The 15,242-nt window shown below is 54.2% G+C and carries 15 protein-coding genes; 8 read left to right on the top strand and 7 right to left on the bottom strand.

The genetic code is table 11. The annotated features are described in order from the left end of the window. Window positions 1–14 precede the first annotated feature (14 nt). On the top strand, window positions 15–503 hold the full coding sequence (nrdR, locus tag ACX5K5_RS10270; protein ID WP_096257118.1) for a transcriptional regulator NrdR: 489 nt from the start codon (window positions 15–17) through the stop codon (window positions 501–503). 103 nt (window positions 504–606) lie between these two features. On the opposite strand, the gene map is transcribed toward nrdR, so the two are convergent. Continuing rightward, the gene (map, locus tag ACX5K5_RS10265) at window positions 607–1,482 is read right to left on the bottom strand and encodes a type I methionyl aminopeptidase (protein ID WP_188685734.1); all 876 of its coding nucleotides are present in this window, start codon (window positions 1,480–1,482) and stop codon (window positions 607–609) included. A gap of 112 nt (window positions 1,483–1,594) precedes the next feature. Here map and ACX5K5_RS10260 point away from each other — a divergent pair, with 112 nt between their 5' ends. After that, window positions 1,595–1,789 carry an SPOR domain-containing protein gene (locus ACX5K5_RS10260; RefSeq protein ID WP_229677107.1) on the top strand — a complete coding sequence of 65 codons (195 nt, stop codon included), beginning with the start codon at window positions 1,595–1,597 and terminating at the stop codon, window positions 1,787–1,789. Between the two features lie 64 nt (window positions 1,790–1,853). On the opposite strand, the gene panB is transcribed toward ACX5K5_RS10260, so the two are convergent. After that, window positions 1,854–2,690, bottom strand: a complete 837-nt coding sequence (gene panB, locus ACX5K5_RS10255) for a 3-methyl-2-oxobutanoate hydroxymethyltransferase (RefSeq protein ID WP_096257116.1) — start codon at window positions 2,688–2,690, stop codon at window positions 1,854–1,856. A gap of 137 nt (window positions 2,691–2,827) precedes the next feature. On the opposite strand from panB, the gene glnA (ACX5K5_RS10250) reads away from it, so the two are divergent. From glnA (ACX5K5_RS10250) to ACX5K5_RS10235, 4 genes are all read left to right on the top strand, one after another. After that, on the top strand, window positions 2,828–4,168 hold the full coding sequence (gene glnA, locus ACX5K5_RS10250; protein WP_096257115.1) for a type I glutamate--ammonia ligase: 1,341 nt from the start codon (window positions 2,828–2,830) through the stop codon (window positions 4,166–4,168). A gap of 50 nt (window positions 4,169–4,218) precedes the next feature. Further along, on the top strand, window positions 4,219–7,245 hold the full coding sequence (locus ACX5K5_RS10245) for a bifunctional [glutamine synthetase] adenylyltransferase/[glutamine synthetase]-adenylyl-L-tyrosine phosphorylase (RefSeq protein ID WP_188685736.1): 3,027 nt from the start codon (window positions 4,219–4,221) through the stop codon (window positions 7,243–7,245). Window positions 7,246–7,253: 8 nt separating this feature from the next. Continuing rightward, window positions 7,254–7,760 carry a DUF1990 domain-containing protein gene (locus tag ACX5K5_RS10240; protein WP_459174357.1) on the top strand — a complete coding sequence of 169 codons (507 nt, stop codon included), beginning with the start codon at window positions 7,254–7,256 and terminating at the stop codon, window positions 7,758–7,760. A gap of 121 nt (window positions 7,761–7,881) precedes the next feature. Further along, window positions 7,882–8,349 (top strand): nucleoside deaminase, encoded by a 468-nt coding sequence (locus ACX5K5_RS10235; protein ID WP_096257112.1) that lies wholly within the window; start codon window positions 7,882–7,884, stop codon window positions 8,347–8,349. Here ACX5K5_RS10235 and ACX5K5_RS10230 read toward each other — a convergent pair. Both ACX5K5_RS10230 and glnA (ACX5K5_RS10225) read right to left on the bottom strand, forming a co-directional pair. Continuing rightward, window positions 8,346–8,714 (bottom strand): hypothetical protein, encoded by a 369-nt coding sequence (locus ACX5K5_RS10230; RefSeq protein ID WP_096257111.1) that lies wholly within the window; start codon window positions 8,712–8,714, stop codon window positions 8,346–8,348. The genes ACX5K5_RS10235 and ACX5K5_RS10230 overlap by 4 nt on opposite strands. A gap of 125 nt (window positions 8,715–8,839) precedes the next feature. Next, window positions 8,840–10,264 (bottom strand): type I glutamate--ammonia ligase, encoded by a 1,425-nt coding sequence (gene glnA / locus ACX5K5_RS10225; protein ID WP_096257110.1) that lies wholly within the window; start codon window positions 10,262–10,264, stop codon window positions 8,840–8,842. Between the two features lie 240 nt (window positions 10,265–10,504). Between glnA (ACX5K5_RS10225) and ACX5K5_RS10220 the strand changes: the two genes are divergently transcribed. Further along, entirely contained in the window at window positions 10,505–10,942 is a 438-nt protein-coding gene (locus ACX5K5_RS10220; RefSeq protein ID WP_096257109.1) for an RDD family protein, read from the top strand. A gap of 71 nt (window positions 10,943–11,013) precedes the next feature. On the opposite strand, the gene ACX5K5_RS10215 is transcribed toward ACX5K5_RS10220, so the two are convergent. From ACX5K5_RS10215 to lipB, 3 genes are all read right to left on the bottom strand, one after another. Beyond that, a complete protein-coding gene (locus ACX5K5_RS10215; RefSeq protein WP_096257108.1) occupies window positions 11,014–11,757 on the bottom strand; it encodes a DUF4191 domain-containing protein in 744 nt (247 codons plus the stop codon). Between the two features lie 156 nt (window positions 11,758–11,913). Then, window positions 11,914–12,915 (bottom strand): lipoyl synthase, encoded by a 1,002-nt coding sequence (lipA, locus tag ACX5K5_RS10210; protein WP_096257107.1) that lies wholly within the window; start codon window positions 12,913–12,915, stop codon window positions 11,914–11,916. A gap of 32 nt (window positions 12,916–12,947) precedes the next feature. Then, the gene (gene lipB / locus ACX5K5_RS10205) at window positions 12,948–13,595 is read right to left on the bottom strand and encodes a lipoyl(octanoyl) transferase LipB (protein ID WP_096257106.1); all 648 of its coding nucleotides are present in this window, start codon (window positions 13,593–13,595) and stop codon (window positions 12,948–12,950) included. 201 nt (window positions 13,596–13,796) lie between these two features. Between lipB and ACX5K5_RS10200 the strand changes: the two genes are divergently transcribed. Beyond that, a complete protein-coding gene (locus ACX5K5_RS10200; protein WP_194446448.1) occupies window positions 13,797–15,212 on the top strand; it encodes a protein kinase domain-containing protein in 1,416 nt (471 codons plus the stop codon). Window positions 15,213–15,242: the final 30 nt, after the last annotated feature.

The raw sequence follows: 15,242 nt of genomic DNA, 5'->3' as shown, positions 1-15,242 counted from the left end.
AAGTTGGAGGTGTCATGAATTGCCCTTATTGTCGCAACGCTGATTCGCGTGTGGTCGATAGCAGAGTCGCCGATGATGGCGTATCAATTCGACGTCGTCGTCAGTGCACCGAATGTTCGCGCCGTTTTACCACCACTGAAACTGCTGCGTTGAACGTGTTGAAGCAGTCTGGCGCGGTTGAACCTTTCTCGCGCCACAAGGTCATTAATGGCGTGCGTAAGGCATGCCAAGGACGCCCGGTAACTGATCACGATTTGGCCATCCTTGCCCAAGAAGTTGAAGAAACGGTCCGTACTTCAGGTGCAGCGGAAATTCCCGCGCATCAGGTCGGACTGGCCATCCTTGAGCCGTTGTCACGTCTGGACGAGGTTGCGTACCTAAGATTTGCCAGCGTCTATCACAATTTCCAGTCGCTCACCGATTTTGAAACTGCGATGGCGAAGTTGCGTGATCGCCGTTCCACAACGCCACAGGGCAACCAACGCCCACTAACCGCAAACTAACTTTGCACGCCAATGATGGCGACAGATACAGCGCAGGCCGAGTCCCACCCTTACGGTGTGGGACTCGGCCTGCGCTGTTTCACGATGTTGTAGCGCTTAGCAATTATGGGAGCGTAAGGATCTCAGCGCCCTCGTTGGTCACCAATAGCGTGTGTTCAAACTGTGCGGTGCGCTTTTTATCGCGGGTAGTGACCGTCCAGTCGTCTTCCCACATATCCCATTCGGTGGTGCCTAGGGTGAGCATCGGTTCGATTGTGAACACCATGCCGGGTTCGATGATGGTGTTATAGGCCGGTGCCGCATCGTAATGCGGAATGATCAGGCCGGTATGGAAAGCCTCACCGACGCCGTGTCCGGTGAAATCGCGGACCACGCCGTAGCCGAAACGCTTCGCATAGCTTTCAATGATGCGCCCGATGACATTAATTTCCCGGCCGGGCATTACCGATTTAATAGCGCGCTTCAGCGACATTTCGGTACGTTCAACGAGTAACCGGGATTCTTCGTCAACGTCCCCAACGAGGAATGTTGCGTTGTTATCCCCATGCACTCCACCAATGTAGGCGGTGATATCAATATTGATGATGTCGCCATCTTGGACCACGGTGCTGTCTGGGATGCCGTGGCAAATAACTTCATTGAGTGATGAGCATAAAGACTTTGGGAAACCGCGGTATCCCAGGGTGGAAGGATAGGCCTTGTGGTCCATGAGGAACTCGTGTCCCAGGCGGTCAAGCTCATCGGTGGTTATTCCTGGCTGGCAGGCTTTGCCTACTTCGGCCAATGCCTGAGCGGCAATGCGCGAAGCAATACGTATTCTTTCAATAACTTCAGGGCTTTTCACCTCTGAGGCAGTATTTTCCGCCGGGGCCTTCTTGCCCACATATTCGGGGCGTTCAATATCGGCCGGGACACTAAGTTCGGGAAAGATTGTGCCGGGAGTCAAGGTTCCAAGAGGTGCAGTTGCGACAGTAGCCATATAAACATTCTAACTACGCAATGAGCACAACATACGCTTTGAAGATCAACCGAACTGCGTGAGATTGAGCTAGCGTTGAGTCATCAAGATCCAACGACCCGAGGAGCTTACGGTGAGCGAGACTTCCATTTCAGAAGAAGGCAAGTATTGGTACAACGTATCAACGGGAAGTATTGAGAAGGGTCCACAGTCCGATTGGACGAAACTTTTAGGCCCCTACGATACTGAAGAGGCGGCACGCAACGCGATGAGCAAGGTGCAGGCTCGTAACGAAGCATGGGATGCCGAGGACGAAGAAGAAGCCTAAATATGCAGAACCCGCGTAGGGGAGTATTTCCATACGCGGGTTCTTCGTTTAAGCGCCAAGTCGCTTATTCTTTGAATTCGTAGTCGGCAGATGGGAAAGCACCGCTGACGACTTCCTGATGATATTGGCTTACCGCCGACGAAATCACCGAACGAAGATCAGCATATTTTTTGACAAAACGTGGCGTGCGGTTCGCTCCTAAGCCCAGCAAATCCTGCCACACCAAAACCTGGCCGGTGGTCGCGTTGCCCGCACCAATACCAATGGTTGGTACCGTCAACACTTCATCAACCTTCGCCGCGACAGGGCTCGGAACCATTTCCATGAGGATGGTGAAAGCGCCTGCGCGCTCTAGAGCTTTGGCGTCGGCGATCATGCTTTCGGCCGCGTCTCCACGACCTTGGATCCGGTACCCACCCAAAGCATGTTCAGACTGCGGGGTGAAACCGATATGTCCGATCACTGGCACTCCAGCTAGCACCATGGCACGGACGTGTTCAGCGAACTCGTGGCCACCTTCGATCTTCACCGCCTGCGCGCCACCTTCTTTCATCAGCCGCACAGCAGTGGCGACAGCCTGTTGGGCAGACTGCTCATAAGAGCCAAAGGGAAGATCTGCGACAACCAAAGCACGCTTGGTACCGTTTGAAACTGCCTTAGTGAAGACGATCATTTCGTCCACGGTAATTGGCAGGGTCGAATCGTAACCGATCACGGTATTCGCCGCTGAATCACCGACAAGTAGGATTTCGATCCCGGCTTGGTCGAAAATTTCCGCCATCATGACGTCATATGCAGTTAACATGGCAAACTTTTCGCCGCGTTCTTTTGCCTGCTGTAGATGGTGAACCCGAATGCGCGATGGGCCTTTGTCGGGGTCAGAAAGATATGGTTGTGGCATAGAAAAACCTTATCGCACTTATACCCTGCGATGCGGGGGGCGAGATCGGGGCTTAAAACGTATAGTCTTGCAACAAGTTGTTTAACTCCCTGCCGTGATCAGCGCGGGAATCAAAGATTTTTATAAGGCGGTGAATTATGGATCGTCAGCAAGAATTCGTGCTGCGCACCATTGAAGAACGAGACGTTCGATTTGTGCGTATGTGGTTTACCGACGTGGTCGGTTCCTTGAAGTCTGTTGCACTGGCTCCGGCTGAAGTAGAAGACGCTTTTGAAGAGGGACTAGGTTTTGACGGCTCCTCGATCGACGGGCTGTCGCGCATCTCCGAGTCGGACATGCTGTTGCAACCGGATCCTGCGACCTTCCAGATCTTGCCGTGGCGCGGTGAAGTAGAACCCACCAGTCGCATGTTCTGTGACATCCTCACCCCCGAAGGTCAGCCATCTAACGCGGATCCACGTCAAGTGCTCAAGCGTCAGCTGACCGAAGCCGCTGATATGGGCTTTACCTGCTATACACATCCAGAGATCGAGTTCTACCTGCTAGAAAGTAGCAAACTGGACGCGCAAGGACGCCCGCAGCCAATTGATAACGGCGGCTATTTTGATCATGTGCCCGACGGAGTTGGGCAAGATTTCCGTCGCGCCTCGGTCACGACCTTGGAAGCTCTGGGAATCTCGGTAGAGTTCTCCCACCATGAGACCGGTCCTGGCCAGAATGAAATTGATTTGCGCTACGCGGACGCGTTACAGACCGCAGACAACATCATGACCTTCCGTACGGTGATCAAAGAAATGGCGATGCAGAAGGGCATTCATGCAACCTTCATGCCCAAGCCGTTTTCGGATCAGCCAGGCAGCGGCATGCACACTCATTTCTCGCTCTTCGAAGGCGATTCAAATGCGTTCTTTGAAGCCGGCCGTGAGTACCAATTATCTGATGTCGCCCGATCATTTATCGCAGGCATACTGCACCATGCGCCAGAAATGACGGCAATCACGAACCAGTTCGTGAATTCCTATAAACGACTTTGGGGCGGCGGCGAAGCTCCAAGTTACCGTTCCTGGGGCCATAACAACCGTTCAGCTTTGGTGCGCGTGCCACTGTATAAGCCGGGTAAAGGCCAAAGCGCACGAGTGGAATATCGCGGTATCGATTCGGCAGCGAACCCTTACTTAGCGTATGCAACACTGCTTGGCGCCGGGCTGAAGGGGATTCGCGAGAATTACGAGCTAGAGGAACCAACCGAAGACGACGTGTGGGCATTGTCCACCGCCGAACGGCGCGCTTCGGGCCACGTTCCGCTACCGGGTACCTTGCATGACGCGCTGAAGGCTATGGAAGAATCCGAATTCATGGCCGAGGTACTTGGCGAACAGGTCTTCAACTCATTCTTAGCGAATAAGCGAGCAGAATGGGAAGAATACCGTCAGGTAATCACCCCTTTTGAGCTCAACAAGTATTTGGGAATCCTCTAAAACGCACGTCACGCGCACCTTGTGGCGGCAGCAGGAGACACACGAAAAACATGGCAGAAGTATCCTCACGTGCACTGATCAACGCTGGCTTCAGCGATACCGAACGCGCGAAGAAATTCCTTGAATCAGAGGAACTAGCGCAAATTGACCCGGTGCTTATTGTGAGGATGATGGCGCACGCGCCGGACCCAGACCAAGCACTGTTACTGGCCTTGCGTTTGGTAGACCGCCATCCGGAAGCTGCAAGTATTTTCCGCGAGCCTGAGAATTGCCTCGCATTGGTCCGTCTGCTTGGCGGGTCTTCGGCTCTGGGAGAGTTTCTCATCCGGTGTCCTGAAGCATTGGACATTGTGCGTGAGGCTCCGAGCAAAACCTTTAAACCGGTCAGCTTGGAAACTATGCGTAGCGCCATGCTGGAGTCTGTCGGGGCAACCCGAACGGCCAATAATCATTGGATTTCCTCCAGCATCGGTGCTGATGCGCGGCAAAAACTCCGTGCAAGTTATCGTAAGGCCCTGCTGTCCTTGGCATACCGTGACCTTGGAGCTGCAGACCCGCAAGAAATTCTTCCGCTGGTTGCCGCAGAACTGGCAGATATGGCTGGCGCAGTGCTTGAAGGCGCATTGGCGATTGCACGCGCTGAAGCCTCCGAGCAATACAGTCCGGAGGACGTTGACTGCGTCAAGCTTTCTATTATTGGCATGGGTAAATGTGGCGCCCGGGAACTGAACTATATTTCAGATGTTGATGTCATTTACGTGCATGGAAGCACTCCTCACGTAGATGAGGATCTGGCGGCAGCCATTGCCACGGTTCTTTGTGGCAACACGGCACGGGTTATCATGACTCCGGGCCCGGAACCGATGCTTTGGGAAGTTGACGCAAATCTGCGCCCCGAGGGTAAAGACGGTGCGCTGACGCGGACCTTGTCGTCGCACGAGGCGTATTACAAACGCTGGGCACATTCTTGGGAGTTCCAAGCCTTGCTCAAAGCACGTGCCATCGCCGGAGATACCGAGCTGGGCCGCTCTTATGAGCGCATGGTCTCACCGATGGTGTGGTCGAGTTCGGAACGCGAAGGTTTTGTGGAATCCGTTCAAGCGATGCGCCGCCGGGTGACAGATCATATCGACAAGGAAGAAATTCCTTGGCAGATTAAGCTCGGTCCAGGTGGGCTACGTGATGTGGAATTCACCGTGCAGTTACTGCAGCTGGTCCACGGACGAGTTGAACCGTCCATTCAGGTTCCAACGACCACGCTAGCGATTCGGGCCATGAGCGAAACCGGCTATATCAGTCGTGAAGACGCCAAAAACTTCGATGAGTCCTACCGGTATTTACGCCTGCTAGAGCACCGTATCCAGTTGAGCCAGCTTCGGCGAACCCACCTGATGCCACGCGTCGAGGGCGCCCAGCGCGTCCTTGCCCGTGCGGTGCGCGGGGTCGGCGATTTACAAGCCACCAATCCCGAGCGGTTACTGCGCCGCTGGAATGAGACCAAACGTTTGGTCCGTTCCCTGCATGAGCGTATTTTCTACCGGCCACTGCTGGTCACTAGCTCAAACCTTTCTGCAGACCATGTCCGGTTGACTCCAGAATCGGCTCAGGCACGATTGCGAGCCTTGGGCTATTTGGATCCGAAGGCTGCAATGCGCCATATCGAAGCGCTCACCGGGGGAGTATCGCGCCGTTCTTCACTGCAACGACAGTTGTTGCCCGTGTTGTTAGATTGGTTCGCTCACGGTGTAGACCCGGATGCCGGGCTACTGGGGTTTCGCCGATTGAGTGAGGCCCTGGGCAAATCGCCTTGGTTCTTAGGGATGCTACGCGATACCAACGCGGCCGCCGAGCGGCTGAGCCATCTGTTGTCCAACACTCGCTTCCTTACCGACCTGTTGGCTAATGAGCCTGCTGCGGCGGCTTGGCTGGGTTCTAACGCAGCCTTGATACCGCAGTCCTATCAGAGCCTGCAACAGCAGAACGCCTCCATCATTCATCGGACCAAGCAGCCAGAAGCGGCAATTCGACAAATTCGGCTGGTACGCCGACGCGAATTCTTGCGGGTAGCTCTTGCCGACGGGGCTGGACTGTTGAATGTCTCGCAAGTTGGAGAGGCACTTTCGAATATCGACGGAAATATGATCGATGGTGTGCTGAAGGTATTGCTCAATGCTGATCAACAAAAGCATGGTGAGCATGCGGTGATTACCGTGATTGCCATGGGCCGGCAAGGCGGTGCAGAAATCGGTTATGGTTCGGACGCTGACGTGCTCTTTGTCCAACGGCCCATGCCCGGCGCGAGCGCACAAGAATCGCAGGAACAGGCACTACGAGTGGTCACGGAGCTGATTTCTTGGTGTGTGAAACCGCTGAAGCCAGCGATCCCCGCCGAAGTAAAGCTCAAAGTTGATTCGGATCTACGCCCCGAAGGTCGCGCCGGGATGCTTGTTCGCTCGCTTGACGGATACGCAAAATACTACGAGCGGTGGGTGGAAGTTTGGGAACGGCAGGCGTTACAGCGTGCCCGTCCTTTTGCCGGTGACACACAGCTTGCCGAAGACTTCATTAAACTTATTGAGCCAGTTCGCTACGGTAAGGGACTTGAAGAGTCTGAGATGAAAGACATCCGTAAGATCAAGGCACGTGTGGAGTCCGAAAGGCTTCCACGCGGAGCGGATCCTAACCGGCATCTTAAACTTGGTCGGGGGTCACTATCTGACATTGAGTGGTTGGTGCAGTTTTACCAGCTTCAGTACGCCTGGAAACATGCCTCCTTGCGCACACCAGCGACCCGCAAAGCACTTGATGCGATGGCCGGACTAGAACTGATCAGCGAAGAAGATGCCGAACTTTTGGACTACACCTGGTCAATGGCTACCCGTATTCGCAGTGCCGAGATCATCACTTCGGGACGCTCCAGCGATGTGCTTCCACGGTCCGCCCGCGATATGGAGGCAGTAGCGCGTTGGTGTGGTTACGAAGCAAATCAGGGATCTGCTCTGGAAGAAGATTATCTGCGAGCTACGAGACATTCTCGGGCGATTTTTGAACAACTCTTCTACGGCTTCGAAGACTAGGTCAGACCTTGAAAAACCAGAACAAAACGTCGTTGACCGAACCGTCGAACAGTAGCTGGGCACCAAGCACGGAAGGGTATGCGTGCTGGGCAAAGAGCATCTACATCGGCCAAGGCGTTGAGCAGTGGCGGTGGGCCTGCTCTCAGTTGCTGAGCTGGGGAATCAAAACGCGCAGTGGTTTTCGGGTGACTCCCGCCGTGCCGGTAGTACCCGGACAAGAACCAGCGATCAGCGTGCACGCCCTAGGGCTGACGGTACTAGAACCGGTTCGGGTGATAGCGGTAGTGAACACCGAATACCGCGTGGGTTTCGCTTATCAAACACTTCCCGGACATCCGGTCTGCGGGGAAGAAGCATTTATTCTAGAACGCCGTGATGAGAATATTTTCCTCACCATCAGGTCATTGACCAAACCTTCATCTGCTATGCCGTGGCGAGTGCTGTATCCGTTGTTACGTGTAGCGCAAGTTCTGGCTCGGTGGCGGTACTTTCGTGCGTTGAAGCTCAAAAGCTAATAAATAACTCATCAACGAGACTCCCCGTTTATCGGAGATTTTGCCTAGACTAGCGTCAGGCCTCAGGGTCAGCTGAGCACCAAGTATTATTCCTACAACAGAGTATGGAACGGTAGAAGAAATGGACGAGCGATTCATGCGTGAGGCCGTGGAGATGTCTCGTCGCGGTATGCAAGCAAATCAGGGCGGCCCTTTCGGCGCAGTGGTTGTGAGGGCCGGCGAAATCATCGCTACGGGCACCAACCAGGTTACCGGATCCAATGATCCTACCGCCCATGCCGAAGTGGTCGCGATACGTAACGCCGGCACAAAACTGGCCACCTTTGATCTTTCAGATTGCGAACTCTACACAAGCTGCGAGCCCTGCCCGATGTGTCTGGGCGCAATCTATTGGTCGCGTTTTAGGCACGTCTACTACGCCAATACCCGGGTTGACGCCGCGGGCATCGGTTTTGATGATGAGCTGATTTATACCGAGCTCGACAAGCCAATGGGGGAGCGGCTTATCCCATTCACGCATGCGCCCCTTGAAGCGGCCGCGGAGGTCTTTACCGAGTGGACCATGAAAGAAGAAAAAACCCGCTACTAACCGCCCCGGTATGGGGTAAGCCTTGACTCGACATCTGGCCATGGCACGATGATTCGCTCTGTGGGCGCCAATGCTTTGGTCAGTAAGGCGTCGGCGACTACGATGCCATGAGCCGAGACCTCAATGATGGCTAATGGCACCTTTTCACTGGGGTCCACGACATGTAATGCCCATTGGTTGGCAAGCTCGCCGATTCCACGCTCTAAAAGCAGCTCTTCGCCGTCCATATAGTCGCATGCAACGAGTACCGGGTGGCCAAGGACTGAGCGCGGGCACACCTTGTCGTAGGCTTCGTCCAGCGGCTCCAGATAGCCCACGATTTCGTTGTCGTCGCGTTTGACCGCTAGCCATGTACTGATGTCCATGACTCCACGCTATGTCAGACAAGCTCCACGTGCTAAGTCTTATGGCTTATTTGATTCGTTAACGCAGAAGGCCTGTCCCAGCGGGACAGGCCTTCAGTTAGCGGTTGGCTAGCAGGTGTGAAGAATTAGCAACCGTAGTAGAGCTCGAACTCGTATGGGTTCGGGCGCAGGCTCAGTGGCTTGATTTCGTTTTCACGCTTGTACTCGACCCAGGTGCGGACCAGGTCCTCGGTGAACACGCCGCCTTCGAGCAAGAACTCGTAGTCGGCTTCTAGAGCCTTCAACGCGTCTTCTAAGCTCTCTGGAGCGCGCTGGATGTCCTTGGCTTCCTCGGCAGGAAGCTCGTAGAGATCTTTGTCGATTGGGTCCGAAGGCTCGATGCGGTTCTTGATGCCGTCCAAGCCAGCCATGAGCTGTGCTGCGAAGGCCAAGTATGGGTTCGAGGATGCATCAGGTGCACGGAACTCAATACGCTTTGCCTTAGGGTTCGAACCGGTCACTGGGATACGGATACCTGCGGAGCGGTTGCCCTGCGAATAGACCATGTTCACTGGAGCTTCGTAGCCCTTGACCAGACGACGGTAGGAGTTCACCGTTGGGTTGGTGAATGCCAGCACCGCCGAAGCGTGCTTCAGCAGGCCACCGATGTACCAGCGAGCGGTATCGGAGAGTCCTGCGTAGCCCTTTTCGTCGTAGAACAGTGGCTCGCCCTTGGCCCACAGCGACTGGTGCACGTGCATGCCCGAGCCGTTATCGCCGAAGACTGGCTTTGGCATGAAGGTTGCTGACTTGCCCCAGGCATCGGCGACGTTCTTCACAACGTACTTGAAGAGCATCAGTTCGTCGGCTGCGTGAACCATGGTGTTGAACTTGTAGTTGATCTCAGCCTGGCCGGCTGCGCCGACCTCGTGGTGGCTGCGTTCAACTTCGAGACCCACGTTGTCCAACTCGACACAGATGGCGTCGCGCAGATCTGCCTGCTTGTCGGTTGGCGACACTGGGAAGTAGCCACCCTTGTAAGGGGTCTTGTAACCCTGGTTGCCGCCCTCTTCCTTGCGGCCGGTGTTCCAAGGCGCTTCGTCAGAGTCGATCTTGTAGAAGGCGCCCTGGGGGGTGGACTCGTAGCGGACGTCTTCGAAGATGAAGAATTCTGCTTCTGGAGCAAAAACTGCCGTGTCTGCGATACCGGTTGACTCTAGGTAGGCTTCGGCACGCTCTGCAACGCCACGTGGGTCGCGGTGGTAAGGCTCACCGGTGCGTGGGTTGATGATGGAGAAGTTGAATGCCAAGGTCTTCTCGATGCGGAACGGATCAACGAAGCCGGTGGTGACATCCGGGATCAGCTGCATGTCGGAGTCGGAGACTCCAGCGAAACCGCGGATGGAGGAACCGTCAAAGAGCTGACCGTTGACGAAGAAGTCTGCGTCCACGGATTTTGCCGGGACGTTGAAGTGCTGCTGAACGCCTGGTAGATCGGTGAAGCGGACGTCGAGGAACTTGACTTCTTCCTCGGCAATGTAGGCCAAGACTTCTTCTGGACTGGTAAACATGTGCAGGTTACTCCCTGTTGAGATATTGGTTTGGTAAACGGAACGATCACACAAGTGAATGTGACCGGTTCTCTTGCTTACCTAGTAATCTTACCTAGAATCCGTTTCACAATGGTGTCTCGATTGTTTCGGCCACGTTACATAGGAATAGTTTGGGCGCGTCGTGCCCCGTCAGTGGGTGCAATGTGACTCGTAACAAACTGATGAGATTCACACAGTTGCCCCCGATACACTAGGTATGTGGAACGTAAAGACTTTAGCTCGTGGCTTGAAGGCCCCCCGCAATTAAACTCCCAAGAATGGCCGGGGCAACGATTAGGCCGTCCCGAAAAGGGCGCCGGATCGATTGGACGCTTTCCCCGAAGAGTCGGTGCACTCTGCCTAGACTGGGGACTGTGCATGTTGCTCAGCTGGTGGCTATTTGATTTTAGAGATCTGGCGACCTTGTTGCTATTCCTTGCCGGGCAGATGATTGCCGTAGGTTTCACCGGTCACAGTATTGGGCATCGTACCTTTGGGCTTCAAGTTCAGTCGATGGACGGAACCGCGGTGAAGCCGCTGGCCGGAGTGATTCGATCGGTTCTGCTGTGTTTAGTAATTCCTGTGTTCTTCTCAGACACAGACCAGCGAGGATTCCACGATCGAGCCGCCAAGAGCGTTCTAGTGAATATCCGCTAGAGAATTTGATGTAGTTCAGACACAGAAAAACCGCACTAGAAATTCTAGTGCGGTTTTTCTTTTGACCGAGATTAGCGAGCGCGACGGTTAGGTCGTGCACGATTCGGGTCGATGCCCTTAGGGATCGGCAAGCGGTTTGCGGTCAAGGTAGTCAGTCGCTTATCAACTGCGCTGATTTCCAGTTTGGTAATCGATTTAGGAAGCTTCTTCATCTTCTTGCTCACGTCAACCAGATCAGTCTGGTCTTCGCTTTGGCCAGCGTTGATCACATGAATCGGAACGTTTGGCAGCACGCGAGAAATACGCTTACGCTCGGAAGTCACCAAATCGCGAACGCGGTTGGTTGGACCTTCGGTAACAAGTACGACGCCTGGGCGTCCGACTGCCAAGAACACTAAGTCCTGGTGACGGTTAAACGCTACTGGCTCATCCTTCAAAATCCAGCCTCGACGTAGCACGCTCATTGCTGCTCCGGCGGCGCCTGGACGGCCTATAAGCTGTGCGAACGCAGCTTTCTCGGCCCGTCGGGACAAGATGAACAGGGCGGCAAGTAAGCCGAGCGGGATCGCGATAATCAGCAAGGTGATCCAGTTCTGGATCAGAATGCCGATGATCAGACCTACAACAATGACACCAAGGAATGCCAGAAGCATCCACCAAACGACCATCGGGTCATTACGGCGGGTCATCTGGAAGACCTGGCCCATTTGCTTTAGGCGACCGGGCTCTTTATTTTGTTTTTCAGCTTTGGGTTTACGCGAAAACAAACCACGCTTCTGCTGCGCGGCCGCATCGTTATCGGAGTTTTTGGCCATAGTGCTTCAATTCTACGCGATCTAACTGGCTTATTTTTCTGCAGGGCTCTTTACAAGAGAATTTACTTGGTTTTGGCACTGTACGCGACAAAGCGTCGGACCCAACAGCCGATTTTTGCGGCTGTTGGGTCCGACGAAATAAAACTCTCGTGTTGCTTAGCGACTAAGTAGCGAAGCGGCTTCCTGTCGGGTAGTACCCGAAGATTCAATGTTGGACAATGCTTCAGGGATCTCGCGACCCTTCTTGCGCATTGCACCGGCCCAGAGTCGGCCAGCACGATACGAAGAACGTACTAATGGACCGGACATTACACCGGAGAATCCGAGTTCTTCGGCTTCTTGTTGCAGTTCGAGGAATTCTTGTGGCTTCACCCAGCGGTCCACTGGCAGGTGGCGCTCGGTAGGGCGCAGGTACTGGGTAATGGTCAGGAGATCGCAACCGGCTTCGTGCAGGTCACGCATGGCTTCGGAGATTTCTTCACGAGTTTCGCCCATACCCAAAATCAGGTTCGACTTCGTAATCAAGCCTCGCTTCCGGCCATGGGTGATGACATCCATGGAACGTTCGTAGCGGAAGGCCGGACGAATACGCTTGAAAATACGTGGAACGGTCTCGACGTTGTGGGCGTAGACCTCAGGTTCGGAATCGCAAATGGCATCCAAATTATCTGGTTTACCCGAGAAATCTGGGATCAACAGTTCCACACCGGTGGTGGGGTTCATCTTGTGTACCTGGCGTACGGTCTCGGCGTAGAGCCAGACACCCTCGTCTTCGAGATCATCGCGAGCTACGCCGGTGATCGAAGCGTAACGAAGGTCCATTTTCTTGACGCTCATGGCCACCTTGAATGGCTCTGAACGATCAAGTGCGGCAGGCTTGCCAGTGTCAATCTGACAGAAGTCACAGCGACGGGTGCATTCTGAGCCACCGATAAGGAAGGACGCTTCGCGATCTTCCCAGCATTCGAAAATATTTGGGCAACCGGCCTCTTCGCACACCGTGTGTAGGCCTTCGGACTGCACGAGATTTTTTAGCCCGACGTATTCGGGGCCGATTTTCAGTTCTGCGCGAATCCACTCTGGCTTGCGCTCTACAGGAGTCTGGGCGTTGCGTTTTTCGACGCGCAGCAGTCGACGGCCTTCAGGTTCAATGCTCATTAAAGGGTCCTTCTACGTTTGAAATCTTGTGCTTAGACGACTTGTGGAGTGAGCAGACGCTCAAGTTCCTCTTGTACCCGATCAACGACGTCGTTGGGGGAAACCGTCTGGCCTAGTTCTTGGGAAATTGTGGTGACGCCAGCATCGGTGATGCCGCAGGGGATGATCTGGTCATATGCAGTGAGATTATTCGAACAGTTGAGCGCAAACCCGTGCATCGTGACTCCACGGTTGATGCGGATACCAATAGCGGCGATCTTTCGGTCTTGCTCGCCGTTAACTCCTGGTACCCAAACGCCTGAGCGACCTTTAACCTGTACGGTCGGGATTCCCATTTCATCGATAACGTTAATTAACGCCTCTTCTAAAGTCTCAACGTATAGACGAATCGCGCTGATCTTCTTGAGTTTTACGATCGGATATCCGATGAGCTGGCCCGGGCCATGCCAGGTTAGCTTTCCTCCACGATCAACGTCGACAACGGGGGTGCCATCAAGTGGTAAATCTTCAGGTTCGGTCCTCTTGCCGGCGGTATACACCGCCTCATGCTCAAGAAATAGGACTCTTGGGGTCTGTTCATCGGCTGCTACAGCATCGTGCAAATTTTGCTGATAATCCCATGCTTGCATATATGGAATTAGTTCCGTGCCGAGTCCGACTCGTTCGAATTCGATCGCCATATTGGCAACCCTACGCCTTTTGGAACACTGCCTGCTAATTGGCTGGCGAGGGCTTCGCTGTGGATAACTTCAACGCCTTTTTCGATTTTGCGTTAGAACTGAATCATGAGTGATTCAAACAATTTACTGGCGTGGCCGACCTGTCCGGGGTACGTGACGGTGCGACCGCTAAATGCCAAGTCACCATGCAAAGTTTGGTTAATGCGTCGTGACTCAGATCAGAGTTACATGGTGTTGAAGATTTCCTCTGAGGCAGAACGTATTTGTTCCTTGCGGCAGAAACAGGTTGAATCAGCAAGGAAATATGTCGTCGATTTTTACGGTACTCTCACGACACAATTAGGCGCCGGTATTCTCATGGAGTATTGCCCGGGCGGTAGCCTGGCTCAGCTTCTTGAAGAGCGCGCCCCATTTTCGTTGGGGGAGTGCGTCACTGCCTTGGCCCCGATTGCCCAAACCCTCTCCGCACTACATGCCAGTGGACAGGTGCATGGGGATGTATCAGCGAGCAATGTGCTGCTCACGGCCGAGGGTATGCCAAAGCTGGGGGACTTCCAAGAGGCTCGAATTGCTAGCGACCAGAGCGTAGGTTCGGGCACACCTGGATTTATGGCACCAGAAGTAGCCGCATGCCAAATCGAATCTCGCGTAGGTGAGCAGGATGTTTACTCACTCGGAGCTTGCCTCTGGTTTCTACTCGAAGGTACCGCGCCGCCAGAGCCAGGGCAACGTCCTCCCATTACGGTGATCTTCCCCCAAATACCGACACTCATACACGAATTGATGCTGGATTCTTTACATCTAGATCCTCGTCAGCGCCCAACAGCCGAACAGTTTGCTAGAACATTGTTTGCAGCTGCACAGGCCGAACCAATTGATTGGCAACATTGCACGCCGACGGACTCGACTCATTTGATGGCAACCGTTCACCCCGAAGTGAAATCGAAACATGCGCGGGTCAAGCTACGGAAGGTGAAAGGTCCCAAAAAACCATCCTCAGCTGCGCAGTCCCACTGGCAAGAGCACGAGCTACATCAAACCCCAGGACGCAGCAAGGTGTATTTGACTGTCGTCGGCGGAATCTCGCTTATCGTCGTCAGTATCCTGGGTGTGAATCTCATGGGGGATCAGCGGAATAGCACCAAAGCAGAGAACACGGAACCGGCTGTACCGGTTGAAGACTGCCGGATACAAGACGCTGCGGTGGTCCCGGCCTGTGCGTTTTCAGCGGATGTCGTCATTGCCAACTTCCTGAAACTGTCCGGCGAACGAGACGCAGCTTTGGAAGCTAAAAACATCAAGGCTTTAGCGAGGATCTATCCGCCTGCCTCGGAGCAGTTGGAACGCGACAAGCAAATGCTCGACAGCTTGGCAGAGTTGGAGCTAGGGCTCAGTGGGTTGAATACGACGCTGGAAGACATTTCAATCATGGCTCGTGCACATCCTGACACCGTGATACTTAGCGCAACCTCGACGCAAGAAGCCTATGACTATATCAATGCAAAGGACCAAGTGGTTCATCGTGCGGCGAGCGGAGCACATGAACGTATCCAGGTGGAACTCAAACTCGTTGAAGGGCAATGGAAAATTGGTAAATTACTTGGCCGTGGGGCATGACAAAGGCGAGGCATCCGTGAAACGTCGGAA

This window comes from Glutamicibacter bergerei, assembly GCF_054495185.1.
This window is presented reverse-complemented; position numbering and strand designations above follow the sequence as displayed.